The sequence below is a fragment of the Nocardioides ginkgobilobae genome (genome assembly GCF_054781275.1).
In genome coordinates, this window is record NZ_BAAGUS010000023.1 from 1 (window position 1) to 18,764 (window position 18,764).

The following is an 18,764-nucleotide window of genomic DNA, read 5'->3' on the forward strand; positions in this document are numbered from 1 at the left end:
ACCTGGTCGGTGGTGGCCGCCGCCCCCTTTGGGCAGATCCCATGGCCACCACCGGGCAGTTCTCGTGACCGTCAGCGGGCAGGTCTTATGTCCGCCACTGGGCAGTTCCTACTGTCCCTTGACACCGGGTGCTGCCGGAGACCCGGGCGGCCGGCGAGGTGCTCTAGAACGCACGGGTCGCGTTGCTACGGCCGGGTGCTGCCGGAGACCCGGGCGGCCGGCGAGGTGCTCTAGAACGCACGGGTCCGGGCATGACCCCGCGCGCTGCTCCTCGTTGTGGAGGCGTGAGGAAGTCTTCCGGAACCCAGGAGCCGCAGCGCGTCGTCGTCGAGACGCTCGCGCGCCTGCAGCAGGCGTTCGCCGCGCGCGACGTCGAGGCGGCCCTGCGGTGCTTCGGCCCCGACGCGGCGGCGTACGGCGACGACCTGGGCGAGCACGCCCACGGCCACGAGGAGCTGCGGCTCTTCCTGGCCGAGGTCTTCGAGGAGTCCTTCACCCTCGGCTGGGAGGTCGAGGACGTGTGGGCCCGCCACCGTGGCGGCGTCCTGTGGTTCGCCGCCTCCACGGAGGCGGTGCTGTCCTACCCCGAGGGCCTCGAGGAGCGGCTGCCGTTCCAGCTCTCCGGAACCCTGAGCCACAGCCGGCGCCACGGCTGGCGGTTCGAGCTGTTCAACGGCACGCAGCCGGTCACGCAGGCGCGTGAGCTGCTGATCGCCTGAGCCAGCCCCGGCCCAGCAGGCCCGGCACGGCTCAGCAGACGACGGCGTACCGCTCGTCGGTGATCGGCCCGCCCCACAGCGCGGGGTCGTCCAGCACGTGCACGATCGGCTCCCGCCCGACCTCGCGGGCAGCGTCGACGACCTCGGTGGCGCGCAGCCCGGCACCGGTCGTCCAACTGCCCTCGACCAGCACCAGCCGGCCCCCGGGCCGCAGCAACGCGACCCAGCGGCGCAACGCCTCGACCGGGTGGGCGAGCGCCCAGAGCACGTAACGGGTCAGCACCACGTCGTACGTCGCCGGGGGCAGCGGCGGGGAGAAGGCGTCGCCCTGCAGGATCGCGACGTCGGGCTCCGCGGCCGTCTTGGCCACCGCGCGGACGACCATCTCCGAGGAGAAGTCGACCCCGTCGACGCGGTGGCCCTCTTCGGCGAGCAGGAGCGCCAGGGTGCCGGTGCCACAGCCGAGGTCGGCGACCCGCGCCGGTGGGTGGGGGAGGAGGCCGGTGAGCAACGACCGCCACGCCTGGCGCACCGCCGGGTCGCGGAGCCCGTGGTCGGCAGCGTCGTCGAAGGTCGGTGCCTCGGAGTCCCAGAGGTCGACCGCGTCCCGAGAGGTCATGGTCGGACACTAGGCACACCCGCCGACACCCGCCCCGGCAGGGGCACAGCACGGCCGGCGGGCAGGCGGGCGGGTCGGTCGGGGGCCAGCACCTCGGTCGAACACGGGACGTCGCCGTGGGTCGCGACCTACCCTCGGACGGTCCGGTCGCGGGGAGGCGACCGGCTCTCGGAGGGAACCCCATGCTCGACCTGGTCCGCCGCGTGCTCGCGGCTCTTCTCGTGACCCTGCTGCTGCCCGTCGCCGTCGTCGCGACAGCCCCGGCCGCCCACGCCGAGCTGGAGGACTTCGCGTCCTACCAGCCCGAGGAACGCTGCAGCCCGAAGGCGAAAGCGGGCGCGGAGTACCTCGCCGGCTGGCTCGTGAGGACTTACGGCGGCGCGCGCGGCCGGATCGGCGCGCCCTGCACCGACAGCGTCTCCGAACACCAGGAGGGCCGCGCGGTCGACTGGTCCAACGACGCTACGACCAGGGCCGGCCGCGCCCGGGTGAAGGAGTTCCTCCGCGACGTCCTGGCTGCGGACCACCGCGACCGCCCGGCGGCGAGGGCACGCCGGATGGGGATCATGTACGTCATCTGGGACGACCGGATGTGGGCGGCCTGGGACGGCTTCGAGCCCGAGCCCTACCTGTCCTCGTCGTGCAAGAAGGTCAAGAAGTGCAGCAAGACCCTGCGCCACCGCGACCACGTGCACGTCTCGCTGAGCCGCAAGGGCGGCTACGGGCGCACCAGCTTCTACGACGGCAGGGTGGAGGAGAAGGACTGACCGCCGAGCCGTCAGGAAAGAACCCTCGAGCCGTCACCTCCGCACCGCACGGGCGGGCGGAAGTGACGGCTCGAGGGTTCGGAGGTGACTGCTCGGCGGGGAGGGTCAGCCGGCCCAGGAGGCGTCCCAGCCCTCGACCGCGTCCGCGGGACGCGAGGAGGGACCGGTGTAGATCGCCGAGGGGCGGATCAGGCGACCGGTGGTCTTCTGCTCCAGGATGTGAGCCGACCAGCCGCCGGTGCGGGCGCAGGTGAACATCGAGGTGAACATGTTGGCCGGCACCTCGGCGAAGTCCAGGACGATCGCGGCCCAGAACTCCACGTTGGTCTCGAGGACGCGGTCGGGGCGGCGGGCACGCAGCTCCTCGAGAGCCGCCTTCTCCAGTGCCTCGGCCACTTCGTAGCGGGGGGCGTTGAGCTCCTTGGCGGTGCGGCGCAGCACGCGGGCGCGGGGGTCCTCGGCGCGGTAGACGCGGTGACCGAAGCCCATGAGGCGCTCGCCGTCGTCGAGCAGCTTCTTGACGTACGCCGCCGCGTCGCCGGTCTTCTCGACCTGCTCGATCATGCCGAGCACGCGGGAGGGGGCGCCGCCGTGCAGCGGGCCGCTCATCGCGCCGATGGCGCCCGAGAAGGCGGCCGCGACGTCGGCGCCGGTGGAGGTGATGACGCGCGCGGTGAAGGTCGAGGCGTTCATGCCGTGCTCGGCCGCGGAGGACCAGTAGGCGTCGATCGCCTTGACGTGCTTGGGGTCGGCCTCGCCCCTCCAGCGGATGAGGAACTTCTCGGCCAGCGTCTTGCCCTGGTCGACGTCGCTCTGCGGGACGACGTAGGTGCCGAGGCCGCGCGCGGACTGCGCCGCGTAGGACAGCACCATCACCGCGACGCGGGAGAGGTCCAGTCGGGCCTGCTCGTCGGAGATGTCGTAGGTCTGGCCCATGCCGAGCATCGGCGCGAGCATCGCGACCGACGCCTGCACGTCGGCGCGCACGTCACCGGTGTGGATGGCGATGTTGTAGGGCTCGGCCGGCGGGAGGCCGGGGGTGTAGGTGCCGTCGACCAGCAGGCCCCAGACGTTCTCGAACGGCACCCGGCCGACGAGGTCCTCGATGTCGACGCCGCGGTAGCGGAGCGCGGAGCCCTCCTTGTCCGGCTCGGCGATCTGGGTCTCGAAGGCGACGACGCCCTCCAGTCCGTGGTGCACCTCAGGCATGTCGACTCCTTCGTCGTCTCTCTCGTGGGCCGGGTCGCGGCCCTCAGAACCTCCCGCATTCTGCCGGACGCGGGGCACACCCGGTCCGGGGGCCGCTCCGTGGGCGCTGGACCGAGGGCGTGCCTCTCGACTCGGAGCACGGCGCCGGTGCCGCCCGGGACGCACCCTCGCTGCGTTGCCGTCGCTTGCTGGACGGCCAAGTACGGCGGCGCGCCGGCGCCTTGCGAGGTCACGCCCCGGACGACGCCGGCACGCACCCCGCGTCGAGAGCCACGCCCTACTCTCGGAGGCATGACCGACCTGCGCGCGCTGCGCCACGAGTACGCCGCGAAGGGGCTCGACGAGGGCGACCTCGACCCCGACCCGCTGGTGGTGTTCCGGCGGTGGTTCGAGGAGGCGCTCGCCTCCGGCCTGGACGAGCCCAACGCGATGGTCGTGGCGACCGTCGACGAGGACGGCCGGCCTTCGGCGCGCACCGTGCTGCTCAAGGGCCTCGAGGACGGCCCCGACGGCGGGTTCGTCTTCTACACCAACCACGCCTCCCGCAAGGGGCGCGCGCTCGCGGCCGAGCCCCGGGTGGCCCTGCTCTTCCCGTGGCACCCGCTCGAGCGCCAGGTTCGGGTCGAGGGCACCGCCGAGCTGCTGCCCCGTGAGGAGGTCGAGGCCTACTTCGCGGTCCGGCCGCGCGGCAGCCAGCTCGGGGCGCACGCCTCGGCGCAGTCCCAGCCGGTCGCGGACCGCACGGCCCTGGAGGCGGCGTACGCCGCGGCGGAGCGGGAGTTCGAGGGCCGCGAGGTCACCCCGCCGGAGCAGTGGGGCGGCTACCGCGTGCGGCCGGAGGTCGTGGAGCTCTGGCAGGGCCGACCCAGCCGGCTGCACGACCGCTTCGAGTACCGCCGGGCCGGGGACGGCTGGACCGTCCGGCGGCTGCAGCCGTGACGGCCCCCGCCACCGTGACCGCCGCGAGGAGCCCCCGGTGCTCGTCGCCCTCCTGAGGCAGCGCCTGGCGCCGTACCGCTCCTGGCTCGCGGCCGTCGTCGGCCTCCAGCTGGCCGCCGTGCTGGCGATGCTCTACCTGCCCAGCCTCAACGCCGCGATCATCGACGACGGGGTGGTCCCCGGCGACGAGGGCCTGATCCTGCGCCTCGGCGGGATCATGCTCGCAGTGTCGCTGGTGCAGATCCTCTGCTCGGTCGGGGCGGTGTGGTTCGGCGCGCGCACCGCGACGTCCTTCGGTCGCGACCTGCGCCGCGACCTGTTCCAGCGGGTCGGCTCCTTCTCCCAGCGCGAGGTGCAGGAGATCGGGGCGCCCTCGCTCATCACCCGCACCACCAACGACGTGCAGCAGGTGCAGATGCTCGTCGTGATGACCTGCCTGATCGCGGTCTCGAGCCCGATCATGATGGTCGGCGGCGTGCTCATGGCGCTGCGCGAGGACCGCGGCCTGGGCTGGATCCTGGCCGTCGTCGTGCCCGCGCTCTTCGTCTCGGTCGGCTTCGTGGTGTCCCGGATGGTGCCGAGCTTCCGCCTCGTCCAGACCCGCATCGACGAGGTCAACCGGGTGCTGCGCGAGCAGCTGGCCGGCATCCGGGTCGTGCGCGCGTTCGTGCGCGAGGAGCACGAGACGCAGCGGTTCGCGGTCGCCAACGATGCGCTGACCGACGTCGCCACGACGGCCGGTCGGTGGATGGCCACGATGTTCCCGCTGGCGATGCTGGTGGTGAACGTCTCCAGCGTCGCGGTGGTGTGGTTCGGCGGGCAGCGGGTCGACGCGGGGCAGATGGAGGTCGGGGCGCTGACCGCCTTCCTGTCCTACCTCATGCAGATCCTGATGTCGGTCATGATGGCGACCTTCATGCTCATGCAGGTGCCGCGCTCGGCGGTCTGCGCGGAGCGGATCACCGAGGTGCTGGCCACTGAGACCTCCGTACGCCGCAGCACCGACCCGCGCCCGCTCGACCCGGCGCGCCGCGGCCACCTCGACCTGGAGGACGTGACGTTCTCCTACCCCGGCGCCGAGGCCCCCGTGCTGGCCGGCTGCTCGCTCAGCGCCCGGCCCGGCGAGGTCCTCGCGGTGGTCGGCTCGACCGGCGCCGGCAAGTCGACGCTGGTCAACCTGGTGCCGCGGCTCTTCGACGCCACCGCCGGCACCGTGCGCGTGGCCGGGGTCGACGTGCGCGACCTCGACCCCGAGGTGCTGTGGTCCCAGCTGGGGCTGGTGCCCCAGAAGGCCTACCTCTTCAGCGGCACCGTCCGCTCCAACCTCGCCCACGGTCGCCCCGACGCGACCGAGGAGCACATGTGGGAGGCGCTCGAGGTCGCGCAGGCGCGCGACTTCGTCGAGGCGCTCCCCGAAGGTCTGGACGCCCCCGTCTCCCAGGGCGGCACCAACTTCTCCGGGGGCCAGCGGCAGCGCCTCGCCATCGCGCGCGCCGTCGTGCGCCGCCCGGCGGTCTACCTGCTCGACGACGCCTTCTCCGCCCTCGACCTGGCCACCGACGCCCGGCTGCGTGCGGCCCTGCGCCGCATCACCACCGACGCGACCGTCGTCGTGGTGGCGCAGCGGGTCTCGACCATCCGCGACGCCGACCAGATCCTGGTGCTCGAGGACGGTCGGGTCGTGGGCCGCGGCACCCACGAGGAGCTGCTGCGCGGCTGCGCGACCTACCAGGAGATCGTCGCCTCCCAGCTCTCCGCCGAGGCCGAGGACGCCGCATGAGCGGGTCCCGAGGGTCGGGCAGCCCGGGCCCCGGCGAGGGCGTCGTCGAGACCGCCTCCGCAGGGAGGCCCAAGGTCCAGGGCTTCGCCGCGACCGAGCGGATCGAGGCCCCGCAGGGCGGACCCGGGCGCGGCCCGATGGCCGGCGGCATGGTCGGCCAGAAGGCGATGACCTTCGTGCCGTCCGCGCGCCGGCTGGTCGGTCGGATGCGCCCCGACCGCCTCCAGGCCCTGCTCGTCGTCGTGCTGGTGGTCGCCTCGGTGGGCCTGATGTCGGTCGGCCCCCGGCTGCTCGGGCACGCCACCGACCTGGTCTTCCGCGGCTTCATCGGTGCGCGGACGCCCGTGGGCACCCCTGACGACCAGCTGCCCGAGGCCGTCCAGGGGCAGGGGGTGGTGCCCGGCCAGGGCGTCGACTTCGGCGCCGTGGGGCAGTGGCTGCTGCTGGTGCTCGCGGTCTACGCCGCCGCCTCGTTGCTGTCGTGGTGGGCCGGCTACGTCCTCAACGGGGTCGTGCAGCGCACCGTGCAGCGGATGCGCGCGGAGGTCGAGGACAAGATCCACCGGCTGCCGCTGGGCTACGTCGACCGCTCGCCGCGCGGGGAGCTGCTGAGCCGGGTCACCAACGACATCGACAACGTCAGCACCACCCTGCAGCAGACGATGGGCCAGTTGCTGCAGTCGCTGCTCACCGTCGTCGCGGTGCTGGCGATGATGGTGTGGATCAGCCCGCTGCTGGCACTGGTCGCCCTGCTCAGCGTGCCGCTGTCGCTGGTCGCGACGCGGGCGATCATGCGTCGCTCCCAGGGCGAGTTCGTGGCGCAGTGGCGGCGCACGGGCCAGCTCAACGCCCACATCGAGGAGGCCTTCTCCGGGCACGCCCTGGTGAAGGTCCTGGGTCGCACCGACGAGGTCGAGCGCACCTTCGCCGAGCACAACGAGGACCTGCACGAGGTGTCCTTCCGCGCGCAGCTGGTCAGCGGCCTGGTGATGCCGACGATGATGTTCATCGGCAACCTCAACTACGTCGTGGTCGCCGTCGTGGGGGCGCTGCGGATCAGCTCCGGTGCGGTGACGCTGGGCGAGGTGCAGGCCTTCGTGCAGTACACCCGCCAGTTCACCCAGCCGCTCACCACGGTGGCCTCGATGGCCAACCTGCTGCAGTCGGGCGTGGCGTCGGCCGAGCGGGTCTTCGAGCTGCTCGACGCCGAGGAGGAGCCGGTCGCCGTCGTACGCCGCCCGCCGAGCGGCGCGACCCGCGGCGAGGTCGCCTTCGAGCACGTCTCCTTCTCCTACGACCCGGACCGCCCGCTGATCGAGGACCTCTCGCTGGTGGCCCGCCCCGGCCAGACCGTCGCGATCGTCGGGCCGACCGGCGCGGGCAAGACCACCCTGGTCAACCTGGTGATGCGCTTCTACGACCTCGACGGCGGGCGGATCCTGCTCGACGGCGAGGACACCGCCGCCATGACCCGCCAGGAGCTGCGCTCGCGGATCGGGATGGTGCTGCAGGACACCTGGCTCTTCGAGGGCACGATCCGCGACAACATCGCCTACGGCCGGCCCGGCGCGAGCGAGGAGCAGGTCCGCGAGGCCGCCCGGGCGACGTACGTCGACCGCTTCGTCCACTCCCTGCCCGAGGGCTACGACACGGTGGTGGCCGAGGACGGCGCCAACCTGGCGGCGGGGGAGCGGCAGCTGCTGACCATCGCGCGCGCCTTCCTCACCGACCCCGCGCTGCTGATCCTCGACGAGGCGACCTCCAGCGTCGACACCCGCACCGAGCTGCTGCTGCAGCACGCGATGGCGGCGCTGCGCAGCGACCGCACCTCCTTCGTCATCGCCCACCGCCTCTCCACGATCCGCGACGCCGACCTGATCCTGGTGATGGCCGACGGCGCGATCGTCGAGCAGGGCACGCACGCCGAGCTCCTCGCCGCCGACGGGGCGTACGCCGCCCTGCACCGCTCCCAGCTGGCAGCCGCCCCGGAGGACGCGGACGCGCCGGCCGGCGGACCGGTCGCGGCGCTGCCGGGCGGGGATGGTGCGTTCGGCGTCGCGAGGGGCTAGTGTTGCCGGCGTTGGAGGGACGGCCCCGGTCGTCCTGGCACTCGGCAGGACGCCGGTGCCGCATCTCAAAGTCTCTTGGTCTTCGGTTTCGCTGGACATCAGGTACGTGAACGGATGTCTTCAGCCCACGCGGCGCAAAGTGCGCCGCGAAGAAACACGAAGGACAGCATCATGGCTCAGGGAACCGTCAAGTGGTTCAACGCCGAGAAGGGTTTCGGCTTCATTGCTCAGAACGACGGCGGCGCTGACGTCTTCGTCCACTACTCCGCCATCGAGTCCACCGGCTACAAGTCGCTGGACGAGAACCAGGCCGTCGAGTTCGACGTCACCCAGGGCCCCAAGGGCCCCCAGGCCGAGCGCGTCCGCGCGATCTGATCTCGGCTGGACCCACCAGGTCCACCTCGCGGTGCCCCGTCCGGTTCGTCCGGGCGGGGCACCGCTGCGTCCGGAGGCAGTCAGCCGGGGCCGGGCTCGTGCCGCAGCAGGTCGCCGGGCTGGCAGTCCAGCACCTCGCACAGCGCCTCGAGCGTGCTGAACCGCACGGCCCTGGCCCGGCCGTTCTTGAGCACCGCCAGGTTGGCCGGGGTGATGCCGACCGCCTCGGCCAATGCTCCGACCGACATCTTGCGGCGGGCGAGCATGACGTCGATGTCGACGACGATCGGCATCAGATGACCTCGGCCAGCTCGTCGCGCATGCCGACCGCCTGCACCAGCAGCGCCCGCATGACCCGGACCACCAGGGCGACGCCGAGCACCAGCCCGCCGGCTCCGCCGATGAGCAGGACGACCCCCGGTGCGACGTCCTCGCCCGGTGCGGCCACCGCGCCGAGCCAGAACAGCAGCAGGGCCGCGGCCACGACCGCCCCGCTGATCGTGTCGACGTGGCGGAAGGAGCGCGGCGAGAACACCTCGTCACGCCCGACCAGGGTCAGCAGGCGCCAGGTGCAGACCATGACGACCTGCACCGCCACGATCCCCAGCAGCAGGATCGCCACCACCTGCACCCGCACCGGGGTCGGGGCGTCGTCGAGGTCGAGGAAGAGCAGCGGCACCATGACCGCCTGGACGAACAGCGAGCCGGCCAGGCCCAGGGCCAGGACCGTGCGCAGGGCTGCGACGACGTACGGGTTCATGTCGATTCCTCTCGTGGGTCGAGAGGAATCTATCGAATAACGATTGATCGCGCCAGGCGGGGTTTGTCGGCGCGCCGACGAACCCGGACGTTGTGGTCGGAACCTTCGTCGTGGGACTCCCAGGTCTGTCGTGTACCCGACGAACCCGGCCGAGCCCGTCCCGGGGACCGGACGACCCACCCCCGCGCAGAAATCCGTTGTCCCGACGCCCGGGCCGACCTACCGTGGAGGGACACGGGAAAGGAGGTGGTCCGATCAATGATTTCTCTACGGACGCGTGAGGTGGCTGCTCGCTAGCAGCGGCTTCCACAGGACGTCGACTGCCGGCAATACCCGGCAGCCACCCGACCCCCAGGTCGGTCCGGACCCGTCCGCCGGACCAGCCGTCGGAGGTACTCTCCCGAGCTACTCCGCCGGCACGCCTGGGGGTCGTTCCACGTCCGGGACCGGCGCGGGGTCGCCGGGGTCGGTGGAGCGGGCCGCGGGAGCCGGGGGCTCGCCGACCAGGGCGGCCACCAGCGAGATCGCGGCCCAGGCCAGCACGAGCGCCACGAGGTAGCGCGTCATCGCCACCTCCAGCGGCACGCCGCCGGTGACCAGGGTCTGGTAGAGCGCCGGGGAGGCGCAGATCCCGGCGGCGCCGAGGACGGTGGGGGAGAGCAGGTTCATCGATCAGGCTCCCATCGGGTCCTGGCCGGCGAGGACCGAGGTGCGCTCGCCGCCGATCACGCCCACGGACCGCACCTGGGCGGTCCCGGCGAGCTCGGGGTAGGCCAGCACGGGCAGCCGGTCGATGGCCGGTCGCACGAGCCGACGCACGGCGGCGCGCAGCTGCGGTGCGCACACCAGCACGGGGCGGATGTTGTGGTTCTCGGCGTCGACGAGGTGCTGGGCCAGCCCGCCGATCACGGTCTGGGCGGTCACCGGGTCGAGCACCAGGGCAGGGCCCTGGTCGCCGTGGCGCAGCGACTCCAGGAGCCGCTGCTCGAAGATCGGGTCGAAGCTGAGGACGTGCACGGTCCCGCCGGCGACGTACGGCGCGACGACGGCCGGCCCGAGGGCGGTGCGCGCGGCGTCGACGAGAGCGTCGACGTCCTTGGTGTGCGCGGCCTTCATCGACAGCGCCTCGTAGATCCGCACGAGGTCGCGGATCGCGATGCCCTCCTCCAGCAGCTGCTGCAGCACCCGCTGCACCTCGCCGAGGGAGAGCAGGCTCGGGGTGAGCTCGTCGACCACGTTGGGGTGCGTGCGCTTGACGACGTCGGTGAGCAGGCGGACGTCCTCACGGCCGAGCAACCGGGCGGCGTACGTCGTGACCACCTGCGAGAGGTGGGTGGTGATCACGGCGGAGCGCTCGACGACGGTCGCGCCGGAGAGCTCGGCCTGGGCCCGCAGCTCGGCGGGGATCCACTTGGCCTCCAGCCCGAAGACCGGCTCCTTGGTGGCCTCGCCCGGCAGCGAGCCGAGGAAGTCGCCGATCGCCAGGACGGTGCCCGGGGGCGCCTCGCCCCGTGCGACCTCGATGTCGAAGAGCTTGATGGCGTAGGTGCGGCTGGGCAGCTCGAGGTTGTCGCGGGTGCGCACCAGCGGGACGACGACGCCGAGCTCGCCGGCGATCTTGCGGCGCAGCGCCTTGACCCGCTGCAGCAGGTCGCCGCCATGGGCGGGGTCCACCAGGTCGATCATGTCCGCGGAGAGCTCCAGGCCCAGCGGGTCGACCTGGATCTCCTCGGCCAGCTGCTCGGGGTGGTCGGCGGTGGGCAGCTCGCCCACGGCCTCCGTGGCCTCCACGGCGGCGGGTTCGGCACGCTCCGCGCGGGCGGAGAACAGCAGCATCACCCCGCCCACGAGCAGGAACGGGATCTTGGGCAGGCCGGGGATCAGGCACAGCGCCATGGAGCCGAAGCCGGCGATCTGCAGGGCGCTCTTGTTGGCGGTGATCTGGCCGACGATGTCGGAGCCCATGTCGGACTCCGAGGCGCTGCGGGTCACCACCAGGCCGGTGGCGACCGAGAGCAGCAGCGCCGGGATCTGGCTGACCAGGCCGTCGCCGACGGTCAGCAGCGAGTAGGTGCTGACGGCGTCGCCGGGGCTCATGCCGAGCTGGACCAGCCCGATGGTCATGCCGCCGATCAGGTTGACGACGGTGATGAGGATGGCGGCGATCGCGTCGCCCTTGACGAACTTGGAGGCGCCGTCCATCGCGCCGTAGAAGTCGGCCTCGGCGTGCACCTCCTTGCGGCGCTTGCGCGCCTCGTCCTCGTCGATGAGACCGGAGTTGAGGTCGGCGTCGATCGCCATCTGCTTGCCCGGCATCGCGTCGAGGGTGAACCGGGCGCCGACCTCGGCGACCCGCTCGGCACCCTTGGTGATCACGACGAACTGGATGATCAGCAGGATCACGAAGATGATCAGGCCGACGATCAGCGAGCCGCCGACCACGAAGTGGCCGAAGGTCTCGATCACCTTGCCGGCGTAACCGTCGAGCAGGACCAGGCGGGTCGCGCTCACGTTGAGGGCCAGGCGGAAGAGGGTCATCACCAGCAGGACCGCCGGGAAGGCCGCGAAGTCCAGCGGTCGGGTCACCGACATGGCGGTCAGGAGCACGAGCAGCGCGCCGGCGATGTTCGCGGCGATGAGCAGGTCGAGGACCACCGCGGGCAGCGGGACGACGAGCATCACGACGATCATGACGATGCCGATCGGCACGCCGAGCTTGGTCAGGCGCTGGAGGGACATGCGTGCCTTCCGGGGTCGTGGAGCTTCGTCGACCAGCCGTCCTGGCTGCAGCAGATCTGTCGCAACGCCCTCCTGGCGTCGAGGGTCCTATCGACGGGTGGCCAGGGCACCTGAGGACTTCGGCGACCCGGCTCGGGCGGGTGCCGGCCCGGCGGCCGACCCAGGTGCCGACGCAGTGGCCCCGGCCGGTCGCGGGGACGGGCCTGACGGCGTACGACGGCGGCGCTGGCCGGCCGTCCGCACCTCGGGCAGTGCGCCCTCGGCGCGGGGGGAGCGGTGGGTGCCGGCGTACGCACCCTTGCCGCGGCGGCTGATGACGAAGGCCAGGACGTGCGCGACCGCGGCGAAGAGCTCGGTCGGGATCTCCATGCCGACCTCGGTCGAGCGGTAGAGGGCCCGGGCCAGCGGGACGTCCTGGACCAGGGGGGCCCCGGCCTCGGACGCGACGCTGCGGATCCGGGCGGCCACCACGCCGGCGCCGCGCGCCACGACGATCGGCGCCCCGCGCTCGGGGCGGTAGCGCAGCGCCACCGCGACGTGGGTCGGGTTGACCAGCACGACGTCGGCGTCGGCCACGTCGGCGATCATCCGGTTGCGGGACGCGGCCAGCTGACGCGAGCGGATCGCCCCCTTGAGCATCGGGTCGCCCTCGGCCTGCTTGTGCTCGTCCTTGACCTCCTGCTTGGTCATGTTGGTCTGCTTGGTGGTGCGGCGACGCGCCATCAGGTAGTCCAGCGCACCCATGACCACGCCGGCGATCGCGACGTTGCGCAGCAGCGTGAACGCGTGGTCGCCGCCGACCTCGATCGTCGTCGTGAGCGGCACGAGGCCGCCGACCATCGGCATCAGCGCCATGACGCCCTGGTAGACCAGCCCGGTCACCAGGGCGCTCTTGATCAGCATCTTGGCCAGCTCCCACCAGGCCTGGGCGCCGAACATCCGCTTGACGCCCTGGATCAGGTTGAGCTTCTTCAGGTCCGGCTTGGCCATCTTGGAGGCGATGTAGAAACCGCCCTGGGCCAGGGTGATGACGGTGCTGAGCACGAGCACGACGCTGCCGAGGATCATCAGGGCGAGGAAGGCCGACATCGAGGCCTCCTTCAGCAGCGCGGTGGCCACCTCGACGCTCGGGTCCTCGATCGCGCGCAGGCAGGCGCTCATCAGGGCCGTCATCGACTCGGCCGCGCCGCGCATGACCGGCGGCAGGGCCAGGGTGACCAGCAGCAGGCTGATCCAGCCACCGAGCTCGGCGGTGCGGGCGACCTGCCCCTCCTTGCGCGACTCCTTGCGCTTCTTGGGGGTCGCCTTCTCGGTCTTCTCACCGGCCACGTCCGCCCACCCCCTCTCAGCCGCCGCCCACGAGGGCGGCCATCGCCGCCATCGCGTGGTCGACGACCCGCTCGACGACGGTGGTGAGGACGGGGAAGCTCAGGCCCACCAGGAGCAGCGTCATGCCGATCTTGGCCGGGAACATCACGTTGAGGGCGTTGAGCTGCGGGGCGACCTTGGTCATGAGCGCCAGGCCGAGGTCGGAGACGAAGAGCACCGCGATCATCGGCAGCGCCACCTGCACCGCGATGACCGCGAAGAGGGTGAAGGCCCGGGTCAGCAGGCCGGTCCCGTCCTCGACCTGCGGCATCTGCCCGACCGGGAGCAGGTCGAAGGTGCGCAGCAGCCCGCCGATGACCAGCAGGTGCCCACCGCTGGCGAAGAGCAGCATCGTGAACAGCCACTGGTGGAAGGTGCCGAAGACCGTGCTGGAGTTCTGGCCCAGCGGGTCGAAGCCCTGGGCCAGGGCGAAGCCGCCGAAGACGTCGACCAGGCTGCCGGCGGCGGCCACCGCCGCGAAGAGCAGCGAGGTGAGGAAGCCCAGCGCCGCGCCGGTCGCCACCTGGGTCACGACCGAGACCAGCAGCCCGCCGAGCTCGACGGGGACCTCGGCCTGGGCCATCGCCGGCGCGACCGTGAGCGCCAGGCCGAGGCTGAGCACGACCTTGGCCATCGTCGGCACCGCCCGCGTCGAGAACGGTGGCACGACCAGCAGCCAGGCCACGATGCGCACCGAGGCGAGCAGGTAGGCCAGGAGCGGTTCTCCGGCGAGGGTGACGTACACGGACGGGGTCGGGCTCTCCGGTCAGGCCAGCAGGCTGGGGATCATCGCGAAGAGGTCCTCGGTGAAGGCCACGAGGGTCTGGAGCATCCAGTTGCCGGAGGCGACGAGCGCGGCGCCCACGGCCACGACCTTCGGGACGAAGGCCAGGGTGAACTCCTGGATCTGGGTCATCGACTGGAACAGCGAGACCGTGAAGCCCACCGAGAGCGCCGTCAGCAGGATCGGCGCGGACAGCTTGAGCGCGACCTCCATGGTGAGGGTGGCGATCTCGATGACGGTGGTGTCGTTCACGGGGTCCTCCGGGGTGCCTGGTCGGGGTGGCCTCCGGCGCCCGGGGTGCGGGTCGGGGCGGTGGCGGGGTCAGGGGCGCTGGCTGCCTCTCGGCAGCTAGGCATAGCTCTGCACCAGGGCCGTGATGATCAGCCCCCACCCGTCGACGAGGACGAAGAGCAGCAGCTTGAACGGCAGCGACACCATGACCGGCGGCATCATCATCATGCCCAGCGCCATCAGCGCCCCGGAGACGACGATGTCGATGACCAGGAAGGGGATGAAGATGATGAAGCCGATGATGAAGGCGGCCTTGAGCTCGCTGATGATGAACGCGGGGACCAGCGTCGACATCGGCACCTCGGCCCGGTTGGCGGGCAGGTCGCGGCGGGCCACGTTGGTGAGCAGCGCCAGCTCCTCGTCGCCGGTCTGGTCGAGCATGAACTCGCGCAGCGGCTCCACACCGGTCTCGTAGGCGGCCGCGGCGGTCTTGTCCCCGTCGAGGTAGGGCTGGATCCCGACCTCGTTGATGTCGCTCAGGGTCGGCGCCATGATGAACAGGCTCAGGAAGAGCGCCAGGCCGGCCAGCACCTGGTTGGGCGGGGTCTGCATGAGGCCCAGCGCGTTGCGGGTCAGGCCCAGCACCACCAGGATCTTGGTGAAGCTGGTGCAGGTCAGCAGGATCGCCGGGGCCAGCGAGAGCAGGGTCAGCGTCAGCAGCAGGCTGACCGAGGAGCTCGGCTTCTTGGTGAGGCCGTCGACGTCGATCAGGACGTTCTCGCCGCCGGCGCCCTGGCCACCCTGGCCGCCCTGTCCCGCGCGCTGTCCCGCGCCCTGGCCCGCCTGGTCCTCCTGGACGTCGGGCTGCGGGGCGAGCGCCACGCTGCCCTGGTCGAGCAGGGGGGCTGCGGCCCGGACACCGGTCTGGGTGCTGGCCTGGATGGTGGAGGCGGCGGTCGCGGGGGCGGCGGAGGCCGGCGCGGCCAGCGCGAGCAGCCCGAGGACCGCGGCGAGGGGGGCGAGCAGGGCCAGGGCGAGCCGCGTGGAGCGGCGGGCTGCAGGGGTACGGCGGGGGCTGGTCATGATCGGTTCACCTCGCTCTCGGGGCGGTGCGGTGGGTGGGCGCGGGCGGGCAGCGCCGCGACGGTGCGGACGTGACGGCTCGGTGGTCCAGGAGTGACTGGTCGGCGGTGCGGAAGTGACGGGTCGGCGGGTCAGGAGGCGCGGCGGTTCACCGCGCGGAACGCCTGCTTCCACGTGGTCGGTGAGAGGACCGAGCCGGCGAGCGCGCCCTGGTCCTGGGCGGTGAGCGCGGCGGCGGTCCGGGCCTGGGCGGCACGGCGCTCGGCGCGCGAGGGGCGGGCGGCGGGAGCGGCCGGGGCAGCGGGGGCCGGGCTCGCGGCCTGCAGCTGCGCGGCGAGCAGGGCGGCACGGAGGGCGGCGATGTCGGCGGCCATCGCAGCAGTGCCCGGGGCGGTGGAGGCGGCGGCTGCGGGGTCGACCGGGGCAGGGGTCGGGGCAGGGGCCGGAGCGGCGTAGGGGGCAGCGGCCAGGGGGCGGGCCGCCCGGGCGCCGCCGGTGACGGCCGGCGGCAGCTCGAGCGCCGGCGCCGGGGCCGCGTGCCGGCCGCTGCCCGCGACGGGCGCGGGGTCGGCGAGCTGGCCGCTGGCGAGCTGGGCGCGCAGCTGCGAGGCGAACGCGGCGTACGACGGGTCCTCGGGGAGGATCGGGTCCTCCTCGTCGAGGGCCGCGACGGCGGCTGCGCCGACCGGGGCAGCGGGGGCGGTGGTGGCGGCGGGGGCAGCTCCGTACGCAGCACCGGCCGGGGCCGCGTGGGTCGGGGCGGTGTGCACCGGGGCCGGGCGACCGAGGAGCTCCTCGAGGGTCACCAGGTCGGGCTCGGCGAGCAGGGCCTCCAGCGAGGGGACCTGCTCGGTCGCCCCACCGCGGTGGGTGCCGGCCAGGACGGGGGAGGGGGGCGTGGCGTCGAGCTCCTCCCCGTCCCAGACCTCGTCGGCGTCCTCGTCGGTCCCCTCGCCGGGGGCGGCCGGTTCGAGGGCGTCGGGGTCGAGCTCGGTGAGCACGTTGACCTGCTGCTCGGTGGTGCCGAGCACCAGCACCCGGCCGGCGACCGAGACGATCGAGACCGAGGCGGCCTTGCCGAGGGCCTGGCGGTGCAGGACCTCGATCGTGGAGCCGGACCGGCCCTGGAACCGACGCGCGGCGACCCGGCTGAGCAGGATCAGCAGGCCGACGACGACCGCCAGCGACACGACCATCCGGACGAGCAGCTCTCCCATGGTGTTCTCCCCCTCCCGCGGCTCAGACCGCGGCGCTCTGGTCGAGGATCTCGGTGATCCGCAGCCCGAAGTCCTCGTCGACGACGACCACCTCGCCGCGCGCGATCAGCCGCCCGTTGACCAGCAGGTCGGCCGGGCTGCCGGCGGCCCGGTCCAGGGCCAGCACGGCGCCGGGGGTCAGGGCGAGCAGGTCGCGCACCGCCATCCGGGTGCGGCCCAGCTCGACGGTCACCTCCATCTCGACACCGTGGAGCATCTCGATCCCGCGACGACCGGTGGCGATCGAGCGGACGTTGCCCTCGACCGGCGGGCCGGGCACCGGGGGCAGCGTGTGCTGCTCGACCCCGGCGGGCGTCGCGGCGCTCGCGGCCGGGGCGGCCTGGGCCTCGGTGGTCCGGGCCTCGGCGGTCGCCGGCGTCGCGGGGACGCCGGCGGCAGCCGCCGGGGCCGCGGCGGCCTGGCCGGCGCCAGGGGCAGCGGCAGCGACCTCGAGCGTGGTGTCGGGCACCAGCACGGCGGCCAAGATGGTGCTGCCCATGAGCGGGACGGCGGTGAAGTCGCCGGCCATGTCGGTCACGACGTCGTCGAGGGAGACCGAGCGGCCGGCCTGCGCGGTGCCGCCGAGCGCGGCGGCGGCCGCGTCGAGCGCGGGCTGCACGGCCGCGGCCAGGTCGAGCTGGCCCATCGGGCTGCTGGACAGCGCGGCGGTGAGCTCGTCGGCGACCAGCACGCCGACGCGGCCGCTGACGGGGCCGCCGAGGTCGGCGATCACGGCGGCGGCGAAGAGGGTGGTGATGTGCTCGGTGCCCGGCTGGGCGGCACCGGCCTCGAGCTGCTCGGAGGCCGGCAGCAGCGCGGCCAGCGCCTCGGCGGCGGTGCGGGCGACCTCGTCGTGCGGTCCGGGGACGATCGGGGCGGCGGTCATCGGAGCTCCTGCGTGAGGTGTGCGGCGGGGTGAGCGGTGTGGTCGGCGAGCGCGCCGGCGAACGGGTCCCGGGCACCCCCGGCGTCGTACGCCGGCGCCAGCACGTCGCCGGCGAGCACCGCGTCCAGGACCGAGGTCATGGGGGCGGCCGCAGCGGCCGGCGTGGGAGGGGCGACCGGGGCAGGCGCGTCGGCCACGGGGCGGGCGGCCACGATGAGCGCGGCCAGCCGCTGCCCCTGGGCGCCGGCGGTGGCGTGGGCGAAGGCCTCGTCGTCGACGGTGACGTCGAGCGGGGCGGTCGCCGGGTGTCCCAGGCGGAGCACGTCGCCGACGCGCAGCCCGGCGAGGACCGCGGGGTCCACGGTGCTGGAGCGGAAGCGGACGCTGACCTCGACGGGCACCTCGGTGAAGGAGCGCTGCAGGACCTGGGCGGCCTCGTCGCGCTGGGCCCGCTCGCGGTTGGACACGGGGGCCGGGGCCGCGGCGGCCGCCAGGTGCGGGTGCAGGCCGTTGAAGGGCAGGCACACCGACATCGGGAACGACCTGTCGTCGATGCGCAGCTCCAGCTCGATGACCACCATGACGTCGGCGGCGCCGGCCACCTGGGCGAACTGCGGGCTGTACTCGACGCCGGTGACCTCGGGGTCCATCGCGACGATCGCGGCCAGCGAGTAGCGCATCTCGCGCAGCAGCCGGTCCACGAGGCCGGCGATGACGCCGCTCTCGATCTCGGTCAGCGGGCGGTTGGGCTGCGACGGGGAGCCGGGGCCCCCGAGCATGTGGTCCACGCAGGACATCACCGCGTCCAGCGGCAGGTGGAGCACGCTGCGACCGGGCATCGGCTCGGTCGTGAACAGCGTCATGTAGGTGAGCTGGCCCAGCGAGTCGACGTACTCGGCGTACGAGCGCTGGTCGATGGTGCGCATCGAGACCGAGCACACCGAGCGCAGCGCGGAGGTGAACACGGTGGTCGCCTGGCGCGTGAAGCCGTCGAAGCCCAGCTGCAGGATCCGCTGGTGCTCGCGGGAGAGCTGGATGGGTCGGCGGAAGTCGTAGGGCACGACGTCGCCGCCACCGCGACGGCGGGTGCGTGCGCCGGAGGTCGGTCCGGTGCTGGCCGGCAGGCTCGACGGGAGGCTCACGCCCTCCCCGATCGGCGTCCGGGGAGGTGTCCTGAGCC

At 73.0% G+C, this 18,764-nt stretch carries 19 protein-coding genes; 6 read left to right on the forward strand and 13 right to left on the reverse strand.

The features are described from left to right. Nucleotides 1-284 precede the first annotated feature (284 nt). Nucleotides 285-719 (forward strand): YybH family protein, encoded by a 435-nt coding sequence (locus ACYVID_RS16635; protein WP_460738954.1) that lies wholly within the window; start codon nt 285-287, stop codon nt 717-719. 31 nt (nt 720-750) lie between these two features. Here ACYVID_RS16635 and ACYVID_RS16640 read toward each other — a convergent pair whose 3' ends face one another. Then, nucleotides 751-1,338: a class I SAM-dependent methyltransferase gene (locus tag ACYVID_RS16640; protein ID WP_460738956.1), complete on the reverse strand. Its 588-nt coding sequence runs from the start codon at nt 1,336-1,338 to the stop codon at nt 751-753. Nucleotides 1,339-1,520: 182 nt separating this feature from the next. On the opposite strand from ACYVID_RS16640, the gene ACYVID_RS16645 reads away from it, so the two are divergent. After that, nucleotides 1,521-2,105, forward strand: coding sequence for a hypothetical protein (locus tag ACYVID_RS16645; RefSeq protein WP_460738958.1), 585 nt, complete (start codon nt 1,521-1,523; stop codon nt 2,103-2,105). Nucleotides 2,106-2,210: 105 nt separating this feature from the next. Here ACYVID_RS16645 and ACYVID_RS16650 read toward each other — a convergent pair whose 3' ends face one another. Further along, on the reverse strand, nt 2,211-3,314 hold the full coding sequence (locus ACYVID_RS16650) for a citrate synthase 2 (protein WP_460738960.1): 1,104 nt from the start codon (nt 3,312-3,314) through the stop codon (nt 2,211-2,213). Nucleotides 3,315-3,605: 291 nt separating this feature from the next. Between ACYVID_RS16650 and pdxH the strand changes: the two genes are divergently transcribed. From pdxH to ACYVID_RS16670, 4 genes are all read left to right on the forward strand, one after another. Next, nucleotides 3,606-4,253 (forward strand): pyridoxamine 5'-phosphate oxidase, encoded by a 648-nt coding sequence (pdxH, locus tag ACYVID_RS16655; protein ID WP_460738962.1) that lies wholly within the window; start codon nt 3,606-3,608, stop codon nt 4,251-4,253. A 37-nt stretch (nt 4,254-4,290) separates the two neighbouring features. Beyond that, nucleotides 4,291-6,033 (forward strand): ABC transporter ATP-binding protein, encoded by a 1,743-nt coding sequence (locus ACYVID_RS16660; protein WP_460738964.1) that lies wholly within the window; start codon nt 4,291-4,293, stop codon nt 6,031-6,033. Continuing rightward, nucleotides 6,030-8,102 carry an ABC transporter ATP-binding protein gene (locus tag ACYVID_RS16665; protein ID WP_460738966.1) on the forward strand — a complete coding sequence of 691 codons (2,073 nt, stop codon included), beginning with the start codon at nt 6,030-6,032 and terminating at the stop codon, nt 8,100-8,102. The genes ACYVID_RS16660 and ACYVID_RS16665 overlap by 4 nt, the downstream gene beginning before the upstream one ends. 171 nt (nt 8,103-8,273) lie before the next feature. Further along, entirely contained in the window at nt 8,274-8,477 is a 204-nt protein-coding gene (locus ACYVID_RS16670) for a cold-shock protein (protein ID WP_300643902.1), read from the forward strand. 80 nt (nt 8,478-8,557) lie between these two features. On the opposite strand, the gene ACYVID_RS16675 is transcribed toward ACYVID_RS16670, so the two are convergent. The 11 genes from ACYVID_RS16675 to ACYVID_RS16725 all read right to left on the reverse strand — a co-directional run bounded on the left by ACYVID_RS16675 (nt 8,558) and on the right by ACYVID_RS16725 (nt 18,726). Beyond that, a complete protein-coding gene (locus ACYVID_RS16675) occupies nt 8,558-8,770 on the reverse strand; it encodes a helix-turn-helix domain-containing protein (protein ID WP_460738968.1) in 213 nt (70 codons plus the stop codon). Further along, entirely contained in the window at nt 8,770-9,237 is a 468-nt protein-coding gene (locus tag ACYVID_RS16680) for a DUF2975 domain-containing protein (protein WP_460738970.1), read from the reverse strand. The genes ACYVID_RS16675 and ACYVID_RS16680 overlap by 1 nt, the downstream gene beginning before the upstream one ends. A gap of 405 nt (nt 9,238-9,642) precedes the next feature. Then, on the reverse strand, nt 9,643-9,906 hold the full coding sequence (locus ACYVID_RS16685; protein ID WP_460738972.1) for a hypothetical protein: 264 nt from the start codon (nt 9,904-9,906) through the stop codon (nt 9,643-9,645). 3 nt (nt 9,907-9,909) lie between these two features. Beyond that, entirely contained in the window at nt 9,910-11,976 is a 2,067-nt protein-coding gene (gene flhA, locus ACYVID_RS16690; RefSeq protein WP_460738974.1) for a flagellar biosynthesis protein FlhA, read from the reverse strand. Nucleotides 11,977-12,063: 87 nt separating this feature from the next. After that, on the reverse strand, nt 12,064-13,305 hold the full coding sequence (locus ACYVID_RS16695; protein ID WP_460738976.1) for an EscU/YscU/HrcU family type III secretion system export apparatus switch protein: 1,242 nt from the start codon (nt 13,303-13,305) through the stop codon (nt 12,064-12,066). Between the two features lie 16 nt (nt 13,306-13,321). Beyond that, the gene (locus ACYVID_RS16700) at nt 13,322-14,089 is read right to left on the reverse strand and encodes a flagellar biosynthetic protein FliR (RefSeq protein WP_460738978.1); all 768 of its coding nucleotides are present in this window, start codon (nt 14,087-14,089) and stop codon (nt 13,322-13,324) included. Between the two features lie 21 nt (nt 14,090-14,110). After that, the gene (locus ACYVID_RS16705; RefSeq protein ID WP_300643914.1) at nt 14,111-14,380 is read right to left on the reverse strand and encodes a flagellar biosynthetic protein FliQ; all 270 of its coding nucleotides are present in this window, start codon (nt 14,378-14,380) and stop codon (nt 14,111-14,113) included. Between the two features lie 96 nt (nt 14,381-14,476). Further along, complete coding sequence (gene fliP, locus ACYVID_RS16710; protein ID WP_460738980.1) at nt 14,477-15,442, reverse strand: flagellar type III secretion system pore protein FliP; 966 nt, start codon at nt 15,440-15,442, stop codon at nt 14,477-14,479. A 131-nt stretch (nt 15,443-15,573) separates the two neighbouring features. After that, the gene (locus tag ACYVID_RS16715) at nt 15,574-16,659 is read right to left on the reverse strand and encodes a FliO/MopB family protein (protein WP_460738982.1); all 1,086 of its coding nucleotides are present in this window, start codon (nt 16,657-16,659) and stop codon (nt 15,574-15,576) included. Between the two features lie 22 nt (nt 16,660-16,681). After that, nucleotides 16,682-17,584 (reverse strand): flagellar motor switch protein FliN, encoded by a 903-nt coding sequence (gene fliN / locus ACYVID_RS16720; protein WP_460738984.1) that lies wholly within the window; start codon nt 17,582-17,584, stop codon nt 16,682-16,684. Then, entirely contained in the window at nt 17,581-18,726 is a 1,146-nt protein-coding gene (locus ACYVID_RS16725) for a flagellar motor switch protein FliM (RefSeq protein ID WP_460738986.1), read from the reverse strand. Before ACYVID_RS16725 ends, fliN begins: the two co-directional genes overlap by 4 nt. Nucleotides 18,727-18,764 lie beyond the last annotated feature (38 nt).